Here is a 14,590-nt window from a genome sequence, read left to right as displayed (position 1 = left end):
CATGGGTACATGTACAGATCTCGCCAACGCGACTGCTGACGTGGCGCCCCTCTCGCGCACCGACGAATGCGTCGACTGCGTCGCACTGGACCGCCGGGACTGGGTCCATCTGCGGCTCTGTCTGTCCTGCGGACACGTCGGATGCTGCGACAGCTCACCACTGCGGCACGCGACCGAGCACTTCACACAGACCGGCCACCCCGTCATGCGCTCCCTGGAGCCCGGCGAGGAGTGGCGCTGGTGCTTCACTCATCAGCTGCTGGGCTGACCTTCTCCCCGGCTGATCGCCCGGCTGTCTCCCCGGCTGTCTCCCCGGCCGCCGGGCCGACCGCCTCCTCCTCGATCGGCAGGCACACCTGGAAGCGGGTGTCGCCCGGACGCGAGGTGACCTTGAGGTCCCCGTGGTGCTTGTTGACCACGATGCGGTACGAGATGTCCAGCCCCAGCCCCGTGCCCTCTCCGACCTGCTTGGTCGTGAAGAACGGCTCGAAGATCCGTGGCCGCACCTCCTTCGTGATCCCCACCCCCGTGTCGGCGATCTCGACCATCAGCCGCTTGTCCTCGCGCCAGGTGCGCACCGTGAGCGTGCCGCCGTCGGGCATCGCGTCCAGGGCGTTGACGATCAGATTCGTCCACACCTGGTTCAGCTCCGCGCCGTAGGCGGGGATCGACGGCAGGTCGTGCTCGTACTCCCTGACCACCCGCACGTTGTCGGGGATCTTGGCCTGGAGCATGGTCAGCGTGGCGTCGATCAGGGCGTGCACATCGACGATCTGCAACGGTGTGCGGTCGAGCTGCGAGTACTGCCTGGCCGCGCCGACCAGCTCCGAGATCCGCTCCACGGAGTCGTCGATCTCGCCCATCATCAGCTCGGTGTCGATGGTGTACGTGATCCAGCGCACCGCCCCCTCGAAGTACTCGGCACCCACCGTGGACGCCGCCTCGGTCAGCCACGGCACCCCGATGCCCGCGGCCACCAGTGACGGGGCCAGGTCCCACGCCCGGGCGAGCCCCTGCTCCTCCAGCCAGTCGCTGACGGTGTCCTCCGCGTCGGAGGTCTCCATCGCCGTCAGGTTCACGCCCTCCGCCGCGCGCCTGACGGCGTCGTCCTGGAGCCCCACCAGCGTGTGCAGCGCGGCCCCGTCGAGCCGGCCGTCGGCGATCATGGCCAGCTTGTGCCGCATACCCGTCACCCGCTCGCGCAGCCCCGCCGTCGCCCGCAGCGCCGCCGCCGCGGGATTGTTCAGCTCATGGGTGAGACCGGCGGACAGCGACGCCAGGGCCAGCAGCCGCTCCCGCTCGTTGACGATCGCGTTGGCCGCGCGCGTACCGAAGAACAGCCCCTCCAGCAGATGCACCGCCATCGGGAACCAGGTGCGCACCGCGTACGCGAACTCGTCGGCCGGCAGCACGAAGAACTCGGTGTCGCTGACCGCGCGCATCGTGTGCGGGTACGACTGCTCGACCCGGTCGCCCAGATACGCGCGCGTCGCGCCGCTGTACACGCCCCGCTGGTCGGTCCTGTTGACCTCGACGTCATCGCCGTGCAGCACCCGGTGGAGCGAGATGGCACCGCTGAGCAGCACGAAGAAGCAGGTGGCCGGGTCCCCCTCCCGGTACACCACCTCACCGGCGTCGTGTCGCTCGACCCGGCCGCGCTCGGCCAGCCAGTGGAGCTGTTCGAGGCTCAGTGACTCGAACAGGAAGAGGGTGCGCAGCCGCTCGGGTGTCAGCCGGTCCTCCGGGGTGGTGCTCACTGTGCCTCCAGGTATCGATGCACCAGGGAGACGGCCATGGCGCCCTCGCCGACGGCCGACGCGACGCGCTTGACCGAGGTGGCGCGCACGTCTCCGGCGGCGAAGACGCCCGGGACGCTCGTCTCCAGGTGGTACGGATCGCGCGGCAGGCTCCAGCCCGCCGGGCGCCGCCCGCTCGTCATGAGGTCCGTACCGGTGACGACGAAGCCGCGCTCGTCGCGCGTGACGGCCCCGTCCAGCCAGTCGGTGCGGGGCTCGGCGCCGATGAAGACGAACAGCCACGACGTCGAGACGTCCCTGCTCTCCCCCGACCGGGAGTCGCGCAGGGTCAGGCTCTGCAGATGCCCGTCGCCCTCCGCGCAGGTCACCTCGGTCCACGGATGGACCTCGATGACGTCGATGTCGTTGAGCTGGTCGATCAGATAGCTCGACATCGAACGCGTGAGATCGCCCTGGCGGATCAGCACATGGACACGGCGGGCGTAACGGGAGAAGTACACGGCCGCCTGCCCGGCGGAATTGGCGCCGCCGACGATGTAGACCTCCTCGTCGGAGCAGTTGATCGCCTCGGTGACGGTGGACCCGTAGAAGACTCCGGTGCCGGTGAACTCCTCCACGCCGACCGCGCCCAGCCGCCGGTAGGCGACGCCGGTGGCGAGGACCACGGTGTGCGCGGTGACCGAGCTCGTCTCTCCCAGCCGCAGGACGCGTCCGGAGCCCGCCGCGTCCAGCGCGACCACCCGCTGCGTGCTGAGGATCTCCGCCCCGAACTTGAGCGCCTGGCGGCGGGCCCGCTCCGTCAGCTGCTGGCCGGACACACCGTCGGGGAAGCCCAGGTAGTTCTCGATCCGGCTGCTCTGGCCGGCCTGCCCACCGGTGGCCTGCTGCTCCACCAGCAGGGTCCGCAGACCCTCGGACGCGCCGTAGACGGCCGCGCCCAGACCGGCCGGGCCGCCGCCGACGACCACCAGGTCGTAGAAGTCGGAGGCCGGTACGGTGCTCAGCCCGACGTGCGCCGCGAGCTCCCGTTCCGAGGGGTTCACCAGCGTCTTGCCGTCGGAGGTGACGACCATGGGCACGTCCGCCTGGGTGAGTCCGGCGGCGGTCAGCAGCCGCTCGCCCTCCGGCTCGTCCGAGATCAGCCACCGGTACGGCACGAGGTTGCGGGCCAGGAAGTCCCGTACGGCGAAGGACGGCGCGGACCACCGGTGACCGACCACCCGGGTCTCCGTGACGCCCGGATCCGGGGTGGCCAGCCACAGCTCCAGGAGCGAGTCGATCACCGGGTAGAGGTTCTGCTCCGGCGGGCTCCACGGCTTGAGCAGATAGTGGTCGAGGTCCACGACGTTGATGGCGTCGATCGCGGCCTCGGTGTCCGCGTACGCCGTCAGCAGCACCCGGCGGGCCAGCGGGAAGAGATCCATCGCGGCCTCCAGGAATTCGAGGCCGTTCATGCGCGGCATCCGGTAGTCGGCCAGCATGATCGCGAGCTGGTCCCCGCGCAGCTTGATCTCCCGCAGCGCTTCCAGCGCCTCCTCGCCCGACACCGCGCGTACGACGCGGTAGCTCTCGCCGTACTGCCGCCGGATGTCGCGGGCGACGGCCCGGGAGACGGCCGGATCGTCATCGACGGTCAGAATTGTCGGATTTGCCATACCTCCATCATGGCCCCTGGAGGCGTGAGGTGCGGTGGACGGCGGTTGGGGGGCCGCCGTCCACCGCGGCCGGGAGGGCGCGCGTCACGCCTCGCGCCCGGTGGCGGTCAGTGCGCGGTGCCGGTCTGCCAGACCACCGTCCCGTCGGCGGCGCGGATCACCACGTTCCCGTCCATCAGGACGATCAGCTTGGCGTGCGGATTCCCGGTCGTACGGGACTTCCACACCGGCCGGTCGTCGGCCCCGAGGACGGCGAGGTCGCCGTCCTCCTGGAAGACCGCCCTGACGCCGCCGGTCCCGGTGGTGCCCGACTCCCAGCGCTGCTCGTCGCGCTCGTTCAGGACGACGAGATTGCCGGCCTCCCGCATCACCAGCCGGGCCTTGGCCGTGCCGACGGGCCCGTCGGCGGGCCGCAGGGTGAACGGAGCTTCAACGACCCGGTCGCCGTCGGGGCCGCCGCCACCGTCGAGCTTGCCGTCGGCGAGGAGCTCGATGGTGGTGAGCGAGGGCGCGAACGCGTACACCGCGCCCTCGGTCCTCACGAACTGCTCGAAGTGGACCTTGCAGCCCTTGAAGCTGACGTCGGTCGCGGTGCCGACCAGCGGGTCCCTGCCGGGAGGCTGGTCCCTCGACGGGAAGTTCGGCTCCTCGATCCAGTCCTTCTGGATGAACTCGAACTGCCGCACCAGATCGGACTGGTAGCAGACGAAGACCAGACCGCGCGGTGCGTCCGGACCGTTGCCCGCGCTGCCGGCGGGGTCGAACGGCCGGCCGTAGGGGATGCCGCGCCGCATGATGCGCCGCCCGTCGAGAGCGCCCTTCTCCGGGACGGTCTGCTCGTCGCTCGACTTGAGCAGCAGACCGTCGCGCGGGCTGGTCTTGCGCAGATGCGAGAAGAGCGGAGTGATCTCGCCCTCCAGGTCACCGCGGTAGCTGATGTCGTTGTCCGACCACGCCTCCGCGTCGCTGGGGCTGTCGGCGTGCGGGCACTTCGCCACCGGTGTGCCCGAGCGCCAGCGGCCGACCAGACGCGCGGCCAGCCACTCGGTCGTCGCCTCGGGAGGCACCTTCCCCTGCTCCTTCAGCTCCTTCAGACGCGCCGCGACCTGCGCCCACCAGCCGGGGACGTCCTGCGCGAGACGCCGCAGAACCTGGAAGGAGCCGTTCGTCGCCCAGCCCGGTAGGTCGTTCGGTCTGCCGCCGTCGCGCTCGTGGCCGACGACGAACTCGCCGGCCGGGATGAGCCGGGTGCCGGGGCTGCCCTTCTTGTGCTCGGGCCTGTCCGGGTCGGGCTCGTCGAAGCCCTGGACGGCGGGCTCGCTGATCCCGTCCTTGAAGCCGAAGTGCTCCTTGCCCCGGCGGCTTCCCTCCAGCGTCGCGCCGTCCTGCTCGAAGACGATCACGACCTTGTGCCGGGCGGCCTCCTCACGCTCCTCGGTCAGCGCGACGCGCAGATCCTGGGGCCGGTCCGCGGCGACGGTCAGCACCGCGTGGACCGCCTGCCCCGTGCCGTTGCCGAACAGCCAGTGCTCCGGAGCGCACTGCCCGGTGTCGCCGAGCAGGTCGGCGCGGACCGCGGGGCCCTGCTTGAACGCCTCCTGCGTACTGCCCGGCGGGACGGACGGGAAGGGATCGCGCCCGGCCAGCAGCCGCAGTCCCGGATAGGTGAAGCTGACGACCCGCCATACGGCGTTGAGGGCCTTGGGGTCGTCGCCGCCGGACAGCTTACGGGCCCTGCTGAACTCCGCGTTGAACGCCGCGACCTGACGGGTCGTGGCGATCCGGGGCCGCAGCCGGCGCAGCCAGGTCCTGGCCAGCTTGTCGTCCTCGAACTTGAGCAGGAGTAACTGGACATGGTCCTTCTTGGCCCCGGCGATGATGTCGCCCTGGATCTCCCGGCTCCCGCGCAGTGGCAGACCGTCCCCGCCGCCACCGGCCGGGTCGTACGTCGTCGAGGGCTGTGCCGCGTACGTCATGACCGGACCCCGCTCGGCTCCACGGAGATCCACTTGGCGATGCTCGGGACACCCTCCTCGTTGAGCAGGAACAGCATGTACCAGCCCGGCGGGGCCGCCTCGGCGGTGGGCGGCGCCTGGAGCTCCAGCTCACCGTCGCCCTGCCGCTTGATCCGCAACTCCACATGCCGCTGGCTGGTGTTGACCGAGTGGGTGGCCGTCGTGGGAGCCAGCAGCACGGCCCGCTTCACGTCACCGGCGGTGGAGCTGGAGACGGTGAACCGCTGGTCGTGGACGAGCGGACGGGACGGTGCGGAGTCGAGTCGGGGGCGGGCACCGTTGTGGAGATACGCCGGCTCGTACATCTCGATGGTGCCGTCCATGTCGTCCTTGATGTTCCGGTCGTTGGCGATCTGCTGCGCCTCGTCGCCGGTGACCATGACACGGCCGTCGGGCAGCACCACCGCGTTCGAGTGGTAGCCGCGCGCGAGGCGCTGGACGGGGCCGAGCCGCCAGTCGCCGTTCTCGTCACGCAGCTCCGTGTGCCGGTACTTCAGATCCGCGTTCGGGTTGTACTGCCCGTTGCCGTAGTCGCGGATGTCGTAGGAGCCGTTGACGGTCAGCAGATTCCCGTCGGGCAGGAGCAGTGTGTTGTCCTGCGTGCGGCCGAACGCCCGCGCCTCCTTCGTCTTCCACTTGCCCGCGGCGAGCTGATAGGTGTTCGGGTCCGTACGGTCGCCGCCGAGGACCAGGACGGAGTCCGGGCCGCGGAAACCGCCGGGGAGCGGGACCGCCGAGCCGTAGCTGCGGTTCACGCCGTCCGGCCGGTGCGCCAGATCGCTCCGGGTCTCCTTGACCGGGTCGAAGAGCCACTGCTGGTCGTGGCTGCGGCCCAGTCCGTAGATCTTCCCGTCGCGCAGGCTGAACAGGTGCGGGTAGTCGAGCTTGTACGGCGCGTCCGCGCGGAACCGGTCGACGCTTTGGAACCGGGGGACGTCGGTCGTGCGGTAGGGCACCGGGTCGCGCAGCGCGGGGAAGCGCTCCACGATCGGGGTGGGGGTGCCCCAGCCCAGCTCGGACTGGCCGGACATGATCAGCATCCGGCCGTCGGGGCCGGTGACGACGCTGGGATACCAGCGGCCGACGGACATGTCCTCGTTCATCGCCCAGGTCTCGCTCCACGGGTCGAAGACGAAGGACAGCTTGGCCCCCGAACCGCCGTTGCCCCCGAGGTTGCCGCCGAAGACACCGAGCATCCCGTTGGGCAGGAAGGCGTGTCCGGCGCAGAAGACGGGCGCGGGGCGGGAGACGCCCGTGCTGTCGGGCATGGTGACGGCCGGCGGGGTGACCTTCTTGAAGGCGCTCTCTCCGGTGCCCTTCGCGGGGTCCCAGAGGTAGGCGCGGCCCCGGTTGGCCGCGCCGACGACCTGGGTGGGCGCCGTCTCCTTCGTGGGGTCGGTCTCGATCCGCTCGAAGGAGAAGACGAGCACCTTGCCGGTGGGCAGCTGGGCGATGTGGACGCCGAAGTCCGGTGAGTCGAAGTACTCCTTGAAGGCGCCGAAGTCCGACGCCTTGTACTCCTTGTTGGTCTCCGCCTGCGTCTCGGTGAGCATCTTCAGCCGGGCGGTGCGGGTGGCCTGCGGGTAAGTGCCGAGATCCTCGGCTCCCGCGCGGGTGGCGGCGTGCTCCTCGGCGTGCTCGCGCCCGAGCACCGCCTCCTCGGCGGGGTCCACGCCCGCCCTGGTCGAGTGCTCGTGGTGGCCCCCGTCGCCGTGAGCGACAACGGGGGCGGCACCGGCGGGAGTTGAGGCCGCGAGGGCGCCGGCGACAGCGCACGCCGCGAACGTGCCGCACAGCCTTGTGCGGGAGCGGGGAAATCTCATGAGGCTCGGTCCGGGTCCTTTCCGGGATGGATGGAGCGCGTGGTACGGCGATGCCGCACCCGGAGCGAATGACTACTCGCTGTAATCATGCTCGGGGTGTTCGAGCGTAAAGGTCCAGGAAAACGAGCGATTTTGGCTCTATGGAGGTAACAGGCAGTTCATAGGGTTCGCTCCCCGCGTGAGCGCCCGGCGCGTGAATCGCCTGCCGTCCGGCCCTGTCCGCCCCCGTCGTGCGCCAAGTCCGCTTCTGGCGCGGGCTGTTGACAAACCCATGACATGCTTGAAAACTCTCACTGCCCGACCGCAGGACCTGAATCGTGAAGCTCAATTATTTGCGGTTCTCTTGCAAGATAGGGGCAGTTGATCTGTTCCGTCTGATCGTGGTCCTGCCGTCCCCCCCACCACGGACCGGCATCCCTCACTCTGTCGACCCCACGGAAACAGAGGACACCATGAAGTCGAAGCACCTCCGACGACGGCTGACATCCGTCATGTCAATGACCGGCCTGCTCGTCGTCGGGCTCCTGCCCGCGGCGTCCGCGTCGACGGCGGGCCCGCCCGCCAAGACCGAGGGCACGTCGGCGCGTTCGGCCGCAGCCGAACGCGGGGCCGCCCTCCCGTACGTCGAGTACGAGGCCGAAGCCGCCGACTACGACGGCACATTGCTGGAGGCGGACCCGAAGCGCACCTTCGGGCACACCAACTTCGCCAGCGAGTCGTCGGGCCGCGCATCGGTACGGCTGGACAGCACCGGGCAGTACGTCGAGTTCACCTCGACGAACGAGGCCAACTCGATCGTCGTGCGCAACTCCGTCCCGGACGCGCCCGGTGGTGGCGGTATCGACACCACCCTCAGCCTCTACGCCGACGGAACGTTCGTCCAGAAGCTGGATCTGTCGTCCAGGCACAGCTGGCTGTACGGCGACACCGACGACCCCGAGTCGCTGACCAACACACCCCAGGCGGACGCCCGCAGACTCTTCGACGAGTCGCACGCGCTGCTGGAGAAGGGCTATCCGGCGGGCACGGAGTTCAAGCTCCAGCGCGACGCGGACGACGACGCGTCCTTCTACATCGTCGACCTGATCGATCTGGAGCAGGTGGCGCCCCCGGCCGCCAAGCCGGCCGAGTGCACCTCGATCACCGAGTACGGGGCGGTCCCCGACGACGGGAACGACGACACCAAGGCGATCCAGGACGCGGTCACCGCCGACCAGAACGGCGACATCGACTGTGTCTGGATCCCGCGGGGCCAGTGGCGCCAGGAGCAGAAGATCCTGACGGACGACCCCGACAACCAGGGCCAGTACAACCAGATCGGGATCAGCGACGTCTCGATCCGGGGCGCCGGGATGTGGCACTCACAGCTCTACACGCTCACCGAGCCGCAGAACGCGGGCGGGATCAACCACCCGCACGAGGGCAACTTCGGCTTCGACATCGACGACAACACCCAGATCTCCGGCATCGCCATCTTCGGCTCCGGCCGGATCCGCGGCGGCGGGGGCGCCGAGGGCGGGGTGGGCCTGAACGGCCGCTTCGGGCAGAACACCAAGATCACGGACGTCTGGATCGAGCACGCCAACGTAGGTGTCTGGGTCGGTCGCGACTACGACAACATCCCGTCGCTCTGGGGTCCCGCCGACGGCCTCCAGTTCAGCGGCATGCGGATCCGCAACACCTACGCGGACGGCATCAACTTCAGCAACGGTACGCGCAATTCGCGGGTGGACAATTGCTCGTTCCGCACCACGGGTGACGATTCGCTCGCCGTCTGGGCCAATCGATACGTCAAGGACCCGGCGGTGGACATCGCGCACGACAACTCGTTCACCAACAACACCATTCAGTTGCCCTGGCGGGCCAACGGCGTCGCGATTTACGGCGGTTATGGCAACAAGGTGCAGAACAACCTGATCGCCGACACGGCCAACTACCCCGGAATCATGCTGGCGACGGACCACGACCCGCTGCCTTTCTCGGGCGAGACCCTGCTCACCGGAAACGCACTGCACCGCACGGGCGGCGCTTTCTGGAACGAGGACCAGGAGTTCGGCGCGATCACCATTTTCCCGGCGAGCCGAGACATCACCGGGGTGAAGATCAGGGACACCGAGATCTCCGACTCCACGTACGACGGCATTCAGTTCAAGAACGGTGGCGGCAACGTACCGGACGTCGAGATCAGCGACGTGTCCATCGACAGGTCCAACAACGGTTCCGGCATCCTCGCGATGGGTGGCGCCCGTGGCAGCGCGACGCTCACGGACGTGACCATCACCGACTCGGCCGAGGGGGATGTCCTGGTCGAGCCGGGATCGAGCTTCGTGATCACGGGCGGCCCCGGCACCGGGCGGGCGGGCGGCTGACACACCATCCACCGGGCGTGAGCCCGGTCGGCGCCTTCCGTACGGCTCTGTGAGGGAAGCCGTACGGAAGGCGCTTTTTATGTATTCGGGACTTTTCGTGCGCGATGGAAACTGCTATTTGTCCGTTTTGCGGGGAGGGTGTTATGTGTATTGAGTGACCAACTTGTCCCTTTCTGGGTGGTGTTGTCGGCGGGCGGTTGCATCAATAGCCCGTGATGTGTGTCACAGGTTCGGCCGGGCGTTGTCTCCGGCGCCTCCGTCCACCTCCCGTGCGGGAAGGGAAAGTTGAGGCCGGCACCGCCGGCCGGGAATTCGAATTGTTCGCCGTTTGATCAGTGAATGGCGGGATGCGGTGAATTCAGGACTTGTTTCGCCCGGACGTTCTCGCTTACGTTCTCGTCATTCCGGGCGGAACGCCGAATCCTGCCGCTGCCCGGAAACCGCACCCACCCATTCACGTACGGCAGGAGCGGGGGACCCAGGTAAGTCGCCGATCCGGCAATGCCGGACCGGCTTGGGGTGAAGCCGCGCCAAAAGCGCGGCCGGGCATCTCCCGCCCGAACCCGACAGCTCACCTCGCAGGCGACGGAGAGGATTTCGTCATGCCCGCACTGGGTAAGCACCGCCGTTCCCGCACCAGCCCGCTCGCCCGCCGCCTCATCGCCCTCGGCACCGGCAGCGCCGCACTCGCACTGCCCCTGGTGACCGCCACGACGGCGGGCGCCGCGCCCGCCCCGCAGCAGGCCGTCAAGGCCCCGACGGCCGCCACCGCCGCCGCGAAGGTGACCCACACCGTCGCGAAGGGCGAATCGCTGGCCAAGATCGCGGACGCCCGTTCCGTGAGCGGCGGCTGGAAGGCGCTGTACAAGACCAACCGCGCCACCGTCGGCGACAACCCGTCGCTCATCCACCCCGGTCTGAAGCTGAAGCTCTCGGGCAAGCCGAAGGCGGCGGCCCCGACCGCGTCGACCGAGAAGAAGGCGTCGGGCGAGACCACGGACGCCGTCGAGACGGCCGCGAAGTCGTACACCAACGACCTCGACGGCTGGATCCGCGAGGCGCTGGACGTCATGGCGCAGAACGGCATCCCCGGTTCGTACGACGGGATCCACCGCAACATCATGCGCGAGTCCGGCGGCAACCCGCAGGCCATCAACAACTGGGACTCCAACGCCGCGGCCGGCACGCCCTCGAAGGGCCTGCTCCAGGTCATCGCCCCGACCTTCGAGGCGTACCACGTGCCCGGCACGTCGACCGACCCGTACGACCCGGTCGCCAACATCACGGCGGCGTGCAACTACGCGGCCGACCGGTACGGCTCGATCGACAACGTGAACGGCCCGTACTAGTCGCGACGGCCGTAGCGTGACCTGGAAGGCCGGGCGGACTGCGCAGAGCAGCCCGCCCGGCCTTCCGGCGGTCCCTGAATCGCCGGCCGGGCTTCACGCTGTGTCCTCAATCGCCGGACGGGCTTCGTGTCGTGTCCTCAAGCGCCGGACGGGCTTTTTAGCCCGTCCGGCGCTTGAGGACGGACCCTCGGCCTGAAGGGCCGGATCGTGGCTCGCCCGCTGTCCGGGGCGGGCCGGAGCCGATTCAAGCCCGTCCGGCGCTTGAGGACGAACCGGCCACCGGACGGACCCGGTCGACACCAACCGGCCCACCCCCACACACCCACGCCCTACTCGTCCAGCAGCTCCGCCGCCAAGGACTCCACCCGCGCCCGCCACGCCGCCTCCGCCGCCTCCGTGTCGAAGTCGTCGTGCGGGCCCGTCTGCGTGAGGACCAGCCGGGGCCCGTGCCCCGTCCCGGCGCGCAGCTCCCAGCGGACCTCGCCCCCGGGATGCCAGGCGTACGCGAGGAGTTCCGGCGCCCGTACGTCCGTGACCGGCCCCGCCGGGATCTTGTCCGCCGTGAAGCCCGACGGCACCGGCGAACCGGTCGACGGCTCGGCGCCACCCGTCAGCCGGGCCCAGACCGTCTCCGCGGGCCGTACGAGCTGGCGCTCGAACCGGACCCGGCGCCCGCCGTCGTCCGTCTCCTCGACATGGCCCCGCGTCAGCTCCTCGAACCGCGCCAGATACGCCTCGTGCAGCGTGCCCCGCGTGTCCCGCTCCACGTCCACGGACCGTCCGTCCAGCAGTTGGCCCAGCGCGGTGACACAGACCTGCCAGCCGGACGCGAAGCTCGCCGCCCCGAACCGGTCGCCGAAGGTGTGGACGAGGCTGAGCCGCGAGCCGTCCCCGTCCGGTGTGATCTCCCACCTCAGATGGTCCTCGCCCCAGGTGAACGCGAAGAGGCGCGGTTCGTCGGCATCGGTGACCCGACCGGTCATGGCCGGGCCGGGTCCGGGCTCGCCGGGGAAGTGGAACCCGATCTCGCCGCCCGGCCGCAGGTCCACGCTCACCTCGGAGGGAAACCACTTCGCGAGGTGCGCGGGCAGCGTGATCGCGTCCCAGACCCGCTGCGGCGGATGCGCGAGCCGGCGCTCCATGCGCAGAGCGGTCCGCCCGCCGCTCTCGGCGGACAGGGAGGACGAGAATCCGTGGTCGTCGTGACGGCCTTCGTCGGGGTGCTCGGTCATGGGGAATCGTCCTCCATCGCGTCGAGATGCCGTTCGAGCGCGTCGAGACCTCCGGTCCACAGATGCCGGTAGTGCGCGAGCCAGGCGTCGAGCTCGGCGAGCGGCTCCGGGGCCAGTTCGTACCAGCGGCGCTGGGCGTCCTGCCGTACCCGTACCAGCCCGGCCTCTCTCAGCACCCGCAGATGCTTGGAGGTGCCGGGCTGGCTGAGGCCGAGGCGGTCGGTCAGCTCACCGACCAGATGAGGGCGCTCCAGGAGCAGATCGAGGATCTTGCGCCTGCTCGGCTCCGCGAGCACGTCGAACGGTATGGGCATGACCCGACCATACCCACAGGATTATATAACCGCAATCGCATGTGCGACTGTCTACCTCCGCGCCAGCAGCCAGTCCATCGCCACCGGACACGCGTCGAGAACCGATACGTGCCCGTCCCCGGGCCGTACCCACAGCTCGGCCCGTGGCAGACCGGCGAGCATCGACGTGGCGTGCGCGGGCGGGACGACGCGGTCGCGGCCGCCCTGCACGAGCAGTACGGGCGGGGCCACCTCCGCCAGGTCGAAGCCCCACGCGGTGGCGAAGGCGACGTCGTCGTCGATCAGTCCGTCCGGCCCGGCCTGCCCCGCCCTCCCCGCGTCCTCGCCCAGCGACGACCAGGCGCCCGCCAGCGCGGCGAAGTCCTCGGAGGTGAAGCTCGCGGGGTCGAACTCGTCCGTCGCCGCGTACAGTTCGCGCGCCTCGCGCCCGTCGGCGGCGGACCGCAGACCACCGGGCGACGTCATCCCCTCGTACCAGTCGAAGTCCCGCGTGTACGGCGCGATGCCCGCCAGGCAGACGGCGCCCGTCACCCGGTCCGGCAGCAGCGCGGCGCACGCCAGCGCGTGCGGCCCGCCGCCGGACGCCCCCATCGTGGCGAACGACCCGACGCCGAGCGCGTCCGCGATCCGCTCCACGTCGGCGGCGGCCGATGCCACGTTCCGGCCCGGCAGCGGGCTCGAACCTCCGTAGCTGGGACGGCCGTACGACACCAGCCGGATCCCCCGCGCCGCCGCCGCGGTGAGCAGCGGCTCCAGCGGGACGCCGGTCTGCGGCGAGCCGTGGTGCCAGACGACGGTCTGCCCGTCCGTGTCCCCGCCGCCGCTGTCGTACGTCCGCAGCGTGCGCCCGTCGCTCAGCTTCACATCCTGTTCGATGACCACGGCTTCAGCCTACGGCGCGCGATCCGCCCGGCTCAGCAGATCCCGTCGCCCGGCTTGGGGTTGCCCAGCGCGAACAGCGGGCGCAGCCGCAGCCCCGCCCAGGTCCCGAGCAGGGCGGTCGCGCCCCAGATCCAGCCGTGCAGACTGCCCGACGCGATGCCCGCGAGGTAGGCGCCGATGTTGCAGCCGCCCGCCAGCCGGGCGCCGATCCCCATGAGTACGCCGCCGAGCACCGCCGCCACGGCCGTGCGGCCGGGGATGCCCCGGTGCAGCGCCCACGTGCCGCCGAGCGAGGCGGCGACAGCGGCGCCGATCATGATGCCGATGTCGGTCAGGCTGTTCTTGTCCTTCAGTACGGGCCCCGCGAACATCTCGGCGTTGCCCGGCTGCTGCCAGAACGACCAGCCGGCGGGGTTGCCGCCGAGCGCGTCGACCACCCGCGAGCCCCACAGGCTGAACGCGCTGGTCACACCCCAGGGACCGCCGGACACCAGCAATACGCCGGCGCCCAGCACTGCCAGCGCCAGCGCGCCGGCGGCCAGCGGCCACGAGCCGCGCAGCACACGCGCCGCGCCCTTGGCGCTCGGCGGGGTGCTGATCGGCGGCGGGGTACGGCGCGCCTGTACGCGGCGGCTCACCAGCACGATGAGACCCAGTACGGCGATGGTCACCGCCCAGGAACCGAACCAGCCGACGTGGTCGGACAGCAGGACCGGGTCGAGCGCGGGCAGATCCTTCCAGAGGTCGAACTGCCAGGCGGCGACGGTCGATCCGACGATGAAGCCGCCGAGGGTGAGCACGATGGACGACTGCCCCGAGCCGACGGCGAACAGCGTGCCGGAGGCGCAGGCGCCGCCCAGCTGCATCCCGACGGCGAAGACGAACGCCCCGACGAGCAGCCCGACACCGAGCGGCCCCGCCGACGGCGCGGGCACGGACCCGAACAGCCCCGTGCCGCTGCCGATGATCAGCGCGAAGAGGGTGGCGGTGGTGCCCAGCAGCAGGGCGTGGGCGCGCAGCCCCTGCCCGTTGCCGACGGCGACCAACTGCCGCCAGGCGGAGGTGAATCCGAACCGTGAGTGGAACAGCGCCAGACCCAGACCGAGCCCGAGCAGCAGGAGCGAGCCGGGCTTGGCGCCGTGCGTCGACCACACGTACGCGGTCAGCGCGACGGCCAGCAGACCGGATATCGCG

The 14,590-nt window shown here is 70.2% G+C and carries 11 protein-coding genes and 1 riboswitch; of the genes, 3 read left to right on the top strand and 8 right to left on the bottom strand.

Annotation, left to right across the window (positions count from 1 at the left end; genetic code table 11):
• Position 1 precedes the first annotated feature (1 nt).
• Entirely contained in the window at positions 2 to 268 is a 267-nt protein-coding gene (locus tag GXP76_RS27205; RefSeq protein WP_078074580.1) for a UBP-type zinc finger domain-containing protein, read from the top strand.
• Here the strand turns inward: GXP76_RS27205 and GXP76_RS27200 are convergent.
• The 4 genes from GXP76_RS27200 to GXP76_RS27185 form a co-directional block, all read right to left on the bottom strand.
• On the bottom strand, positions 246 to 1,757 hold the full coding sequence (locus GXP76_RS27200; protein WP_242574256.1) for an ATP-binding protein: 1,512 nt from the start codon (positions 1,755 to 1,757) through the stop codon (positions 246 to 248). The two genes, GXP76_RS27205 and GXP76_RS27200, sit on opposite strands and share 23 nt — an antisense overlap.
• On the bottom strand, positions 1,754 to 3,412 hold the full coding sequence (locus tag GXP76_RS27195; RefSeq protein ID WP_242574255.1) for an FAD-dependent oxidoreductase: 1,659 nt from the start codon (positions 3,410 to 3,412) through the stop codon (positions 1,754 to 1,756). Before GXP76_RS27195 ends, GXP76_RS27200 begins: the two co-directional genes overlap by 4 nt.
• Positions 3,413 to 3,519: 107 nt before the next feature.
• Positions 3,520 to 5,388 (bottom strand): Dyp-type peroxidase, encoded by a 1,869-nt coding sequence (locus GXP76_RS27190; RefSeq protein ID WP_242574254.1) that lies wholly within the window; start codon positions 5,386 to 5,388, stop codon positions 3,520 to 3,522.
• Complete coding sequence (locus tag GXP76_RS27185; protein WP_242574253.1) at positions 5,385 to 7,250, bottom strand: galactose oxidase early set domain-containing protein; 1,866 nt, start codon at positions 7,248 to 7,250, stop codon at positions 5,385 to 5,387. The genes GXP76_RS27190 and GXP76_RS27185 overlap by 4 nt, the downstream gene beginning before the upstream one ends.
• Before the next feature lie 452 nt (positions 7,251 to 7,702).
• Between GXP76_RS27185 and GXP76_RS27180 the strand changes: the two genes are divergently transcribed.
• Entirely contained in the window at positions 7,703 to 9,619 is a 1,917-nt protein-coding gene (locus GXP76_RS27180; RefSeq protein WP_242574252.1) for a right-handed parallel beta-helix repeat-containing protein, read from the top strand.
• A 437-nt stretch (positions 9,620 to 10,056) separates the two neighbouring features.
• Positions 10,057 to 10,217, top strand: a riboswitch (cyclic di-AMP (ydaO/yuaA leader).
• 4 nt (positions 10,218 to 10,221) lie between these two features.
• On the top strand, positions 10,222 to 10,968 hold the full coding sequence (locus tag GXP76_RS27175; RefSeq protein WP_242574251.1) for a transglycosylase SLT domain-containing protein: 747 nt from the start codon (positions 10,222 to 10,224) through the stop codon (positions 10,966 to 10,968).
• Positions 10,969 to 11,297: 329 nt separating this feature from the next.
• Here GXP76_RS27175 and GXP76_RS27170 read toward each other — a convergent pair whose 3' ends face one another.
• Genes GXP76_RS27170 through GXP76_RS27155 form a run of 4 tightly spaced genes read right to left on the bottom strand, consistent with a single transcriptional unit; the run spans position 11,298 to position 14,586 of the window.
• Entirely contained in the window at positions 11,298 to 12,200 is a 903-nt protein-coding gene (locus GXP76_RS27170) for an SRPBCC family protein (RefSeq protein ID WP_242574250.1), read from the bottom strand.
• Positions 12,197 to 12,514, bottom strand: a complete 318-nt coding sequence (locus GXP76_RS27165) for a helix-turn-helix transcriptional regulator (RefSeq protein ID WP_242574249.1) — start codon at positions 12,512 to 12,514, stop codon at positions 12,197 to 12,199. Before GXP76_RS27165 ends, GXP76_RS27170 begins: the two co-directional genes overlap by 4 nt.
• Positions 12,515 to 12,565: 51 nt before the next feature.
• Positions 12,566 to 13,396, bottom strand: a complete 831-nt coding sequence (locus GXP76_RS27160) for an alpha/beta fold hydrolase (protein WP_242574248.1) — start codon at positions 13,394 to 13,396, stop codon at positions 12,566 to 12,568.
• Positions 13,397 to 13,428: 32 nt separating this feature from the next.
• Positions 13,429 to 14,586, bottom strand: a complete 1,158-nt coding sequence (locus tag GXP76_RS27155) for a YeeE/YedE family protein (RefSeq protein ID WP_242574257.1) — start codon at positions 14,584 to 14,586, stop codon at positions 13,429 to 13,431.
• Positions 14,587 to 14,590 lie beyond the last annotated feature (4 nt).

Origin of the sequence: Streptomyces sp. NP-1717, from assembly GCF_022695985.1 — a bacterium.
Taxonomy (GTDB): Bacteria; Actinomycetota; Actinomycetes; order Streptomycetales; family Streptomycetaceae; genus Streptomyces.
This window is presented reverse-complemented; position numbering and strand designations above follow the sequence as displayed.

What these genes read in the sequence shown, in the direction of transcription:
- GXP76_RS27205 (WP_078074580.1), top strand. Translation starts at nt 2, where the DNA reads ATGGGTACATGTACAGATCTCGCCAACGCGACTGCTGACGTGGCGCCC.
- GXP76_RS27195 (WP_242574255.1), bottom strand. Translation starts at nt 3,412, where the DNA reads ATGGCAAATCCGACAATTCTGACCGTCGATGACGATCCGGCCGTCTCC.
- GXP76_RS27190 (WP_242574254.1), bottom strand. Translation starts at nt 5,388, where the DNA reads ATGACGTACGCGGCACAGCCCTCGACGACGTACGACCCGGCCGGTGGC.
- GXP76_RS27185 (WP_242574253.1), bottom strand. Translation starts at nt 7,250, where the DNA reads ATGAGATTTCCCCGCTCCCGCACAAGGCTGTGCGGCACGTTCGCGGCG.
- GXP76_RS27180 (WP_242574252.1), top strand. Translation starts at nt 7,703, where the DNA reads ATGAAGTCGAAGCACCTCCGACGACGGCTGACATCCGTCATGTCAATG.
- GXP76_RS27175 (WP_242574251.1), top strand. Translation starts at nt 10,222, where the DNA reads ATGCCCGCACTGGGTAAGCACCGCCGTTCCCGCACCAGCCCGCTCGCC.
- GXP76_RS27170 (WP_242574250.1), bottom strand. Translation starts at nt 12,200, where the DNA reads ATGACCGAGCACCCCGACGAAGGCCGTCACGACGACCACGGATTCTCG.
- GXP76_RS27165 (WP_242574249.1), bottom strand. Translation starts at nt 12,514, where the DNA reads ATGCCCATACCGTTCGACGTGCTCGCGGAGCCGAGCAGGCGCAAGATC.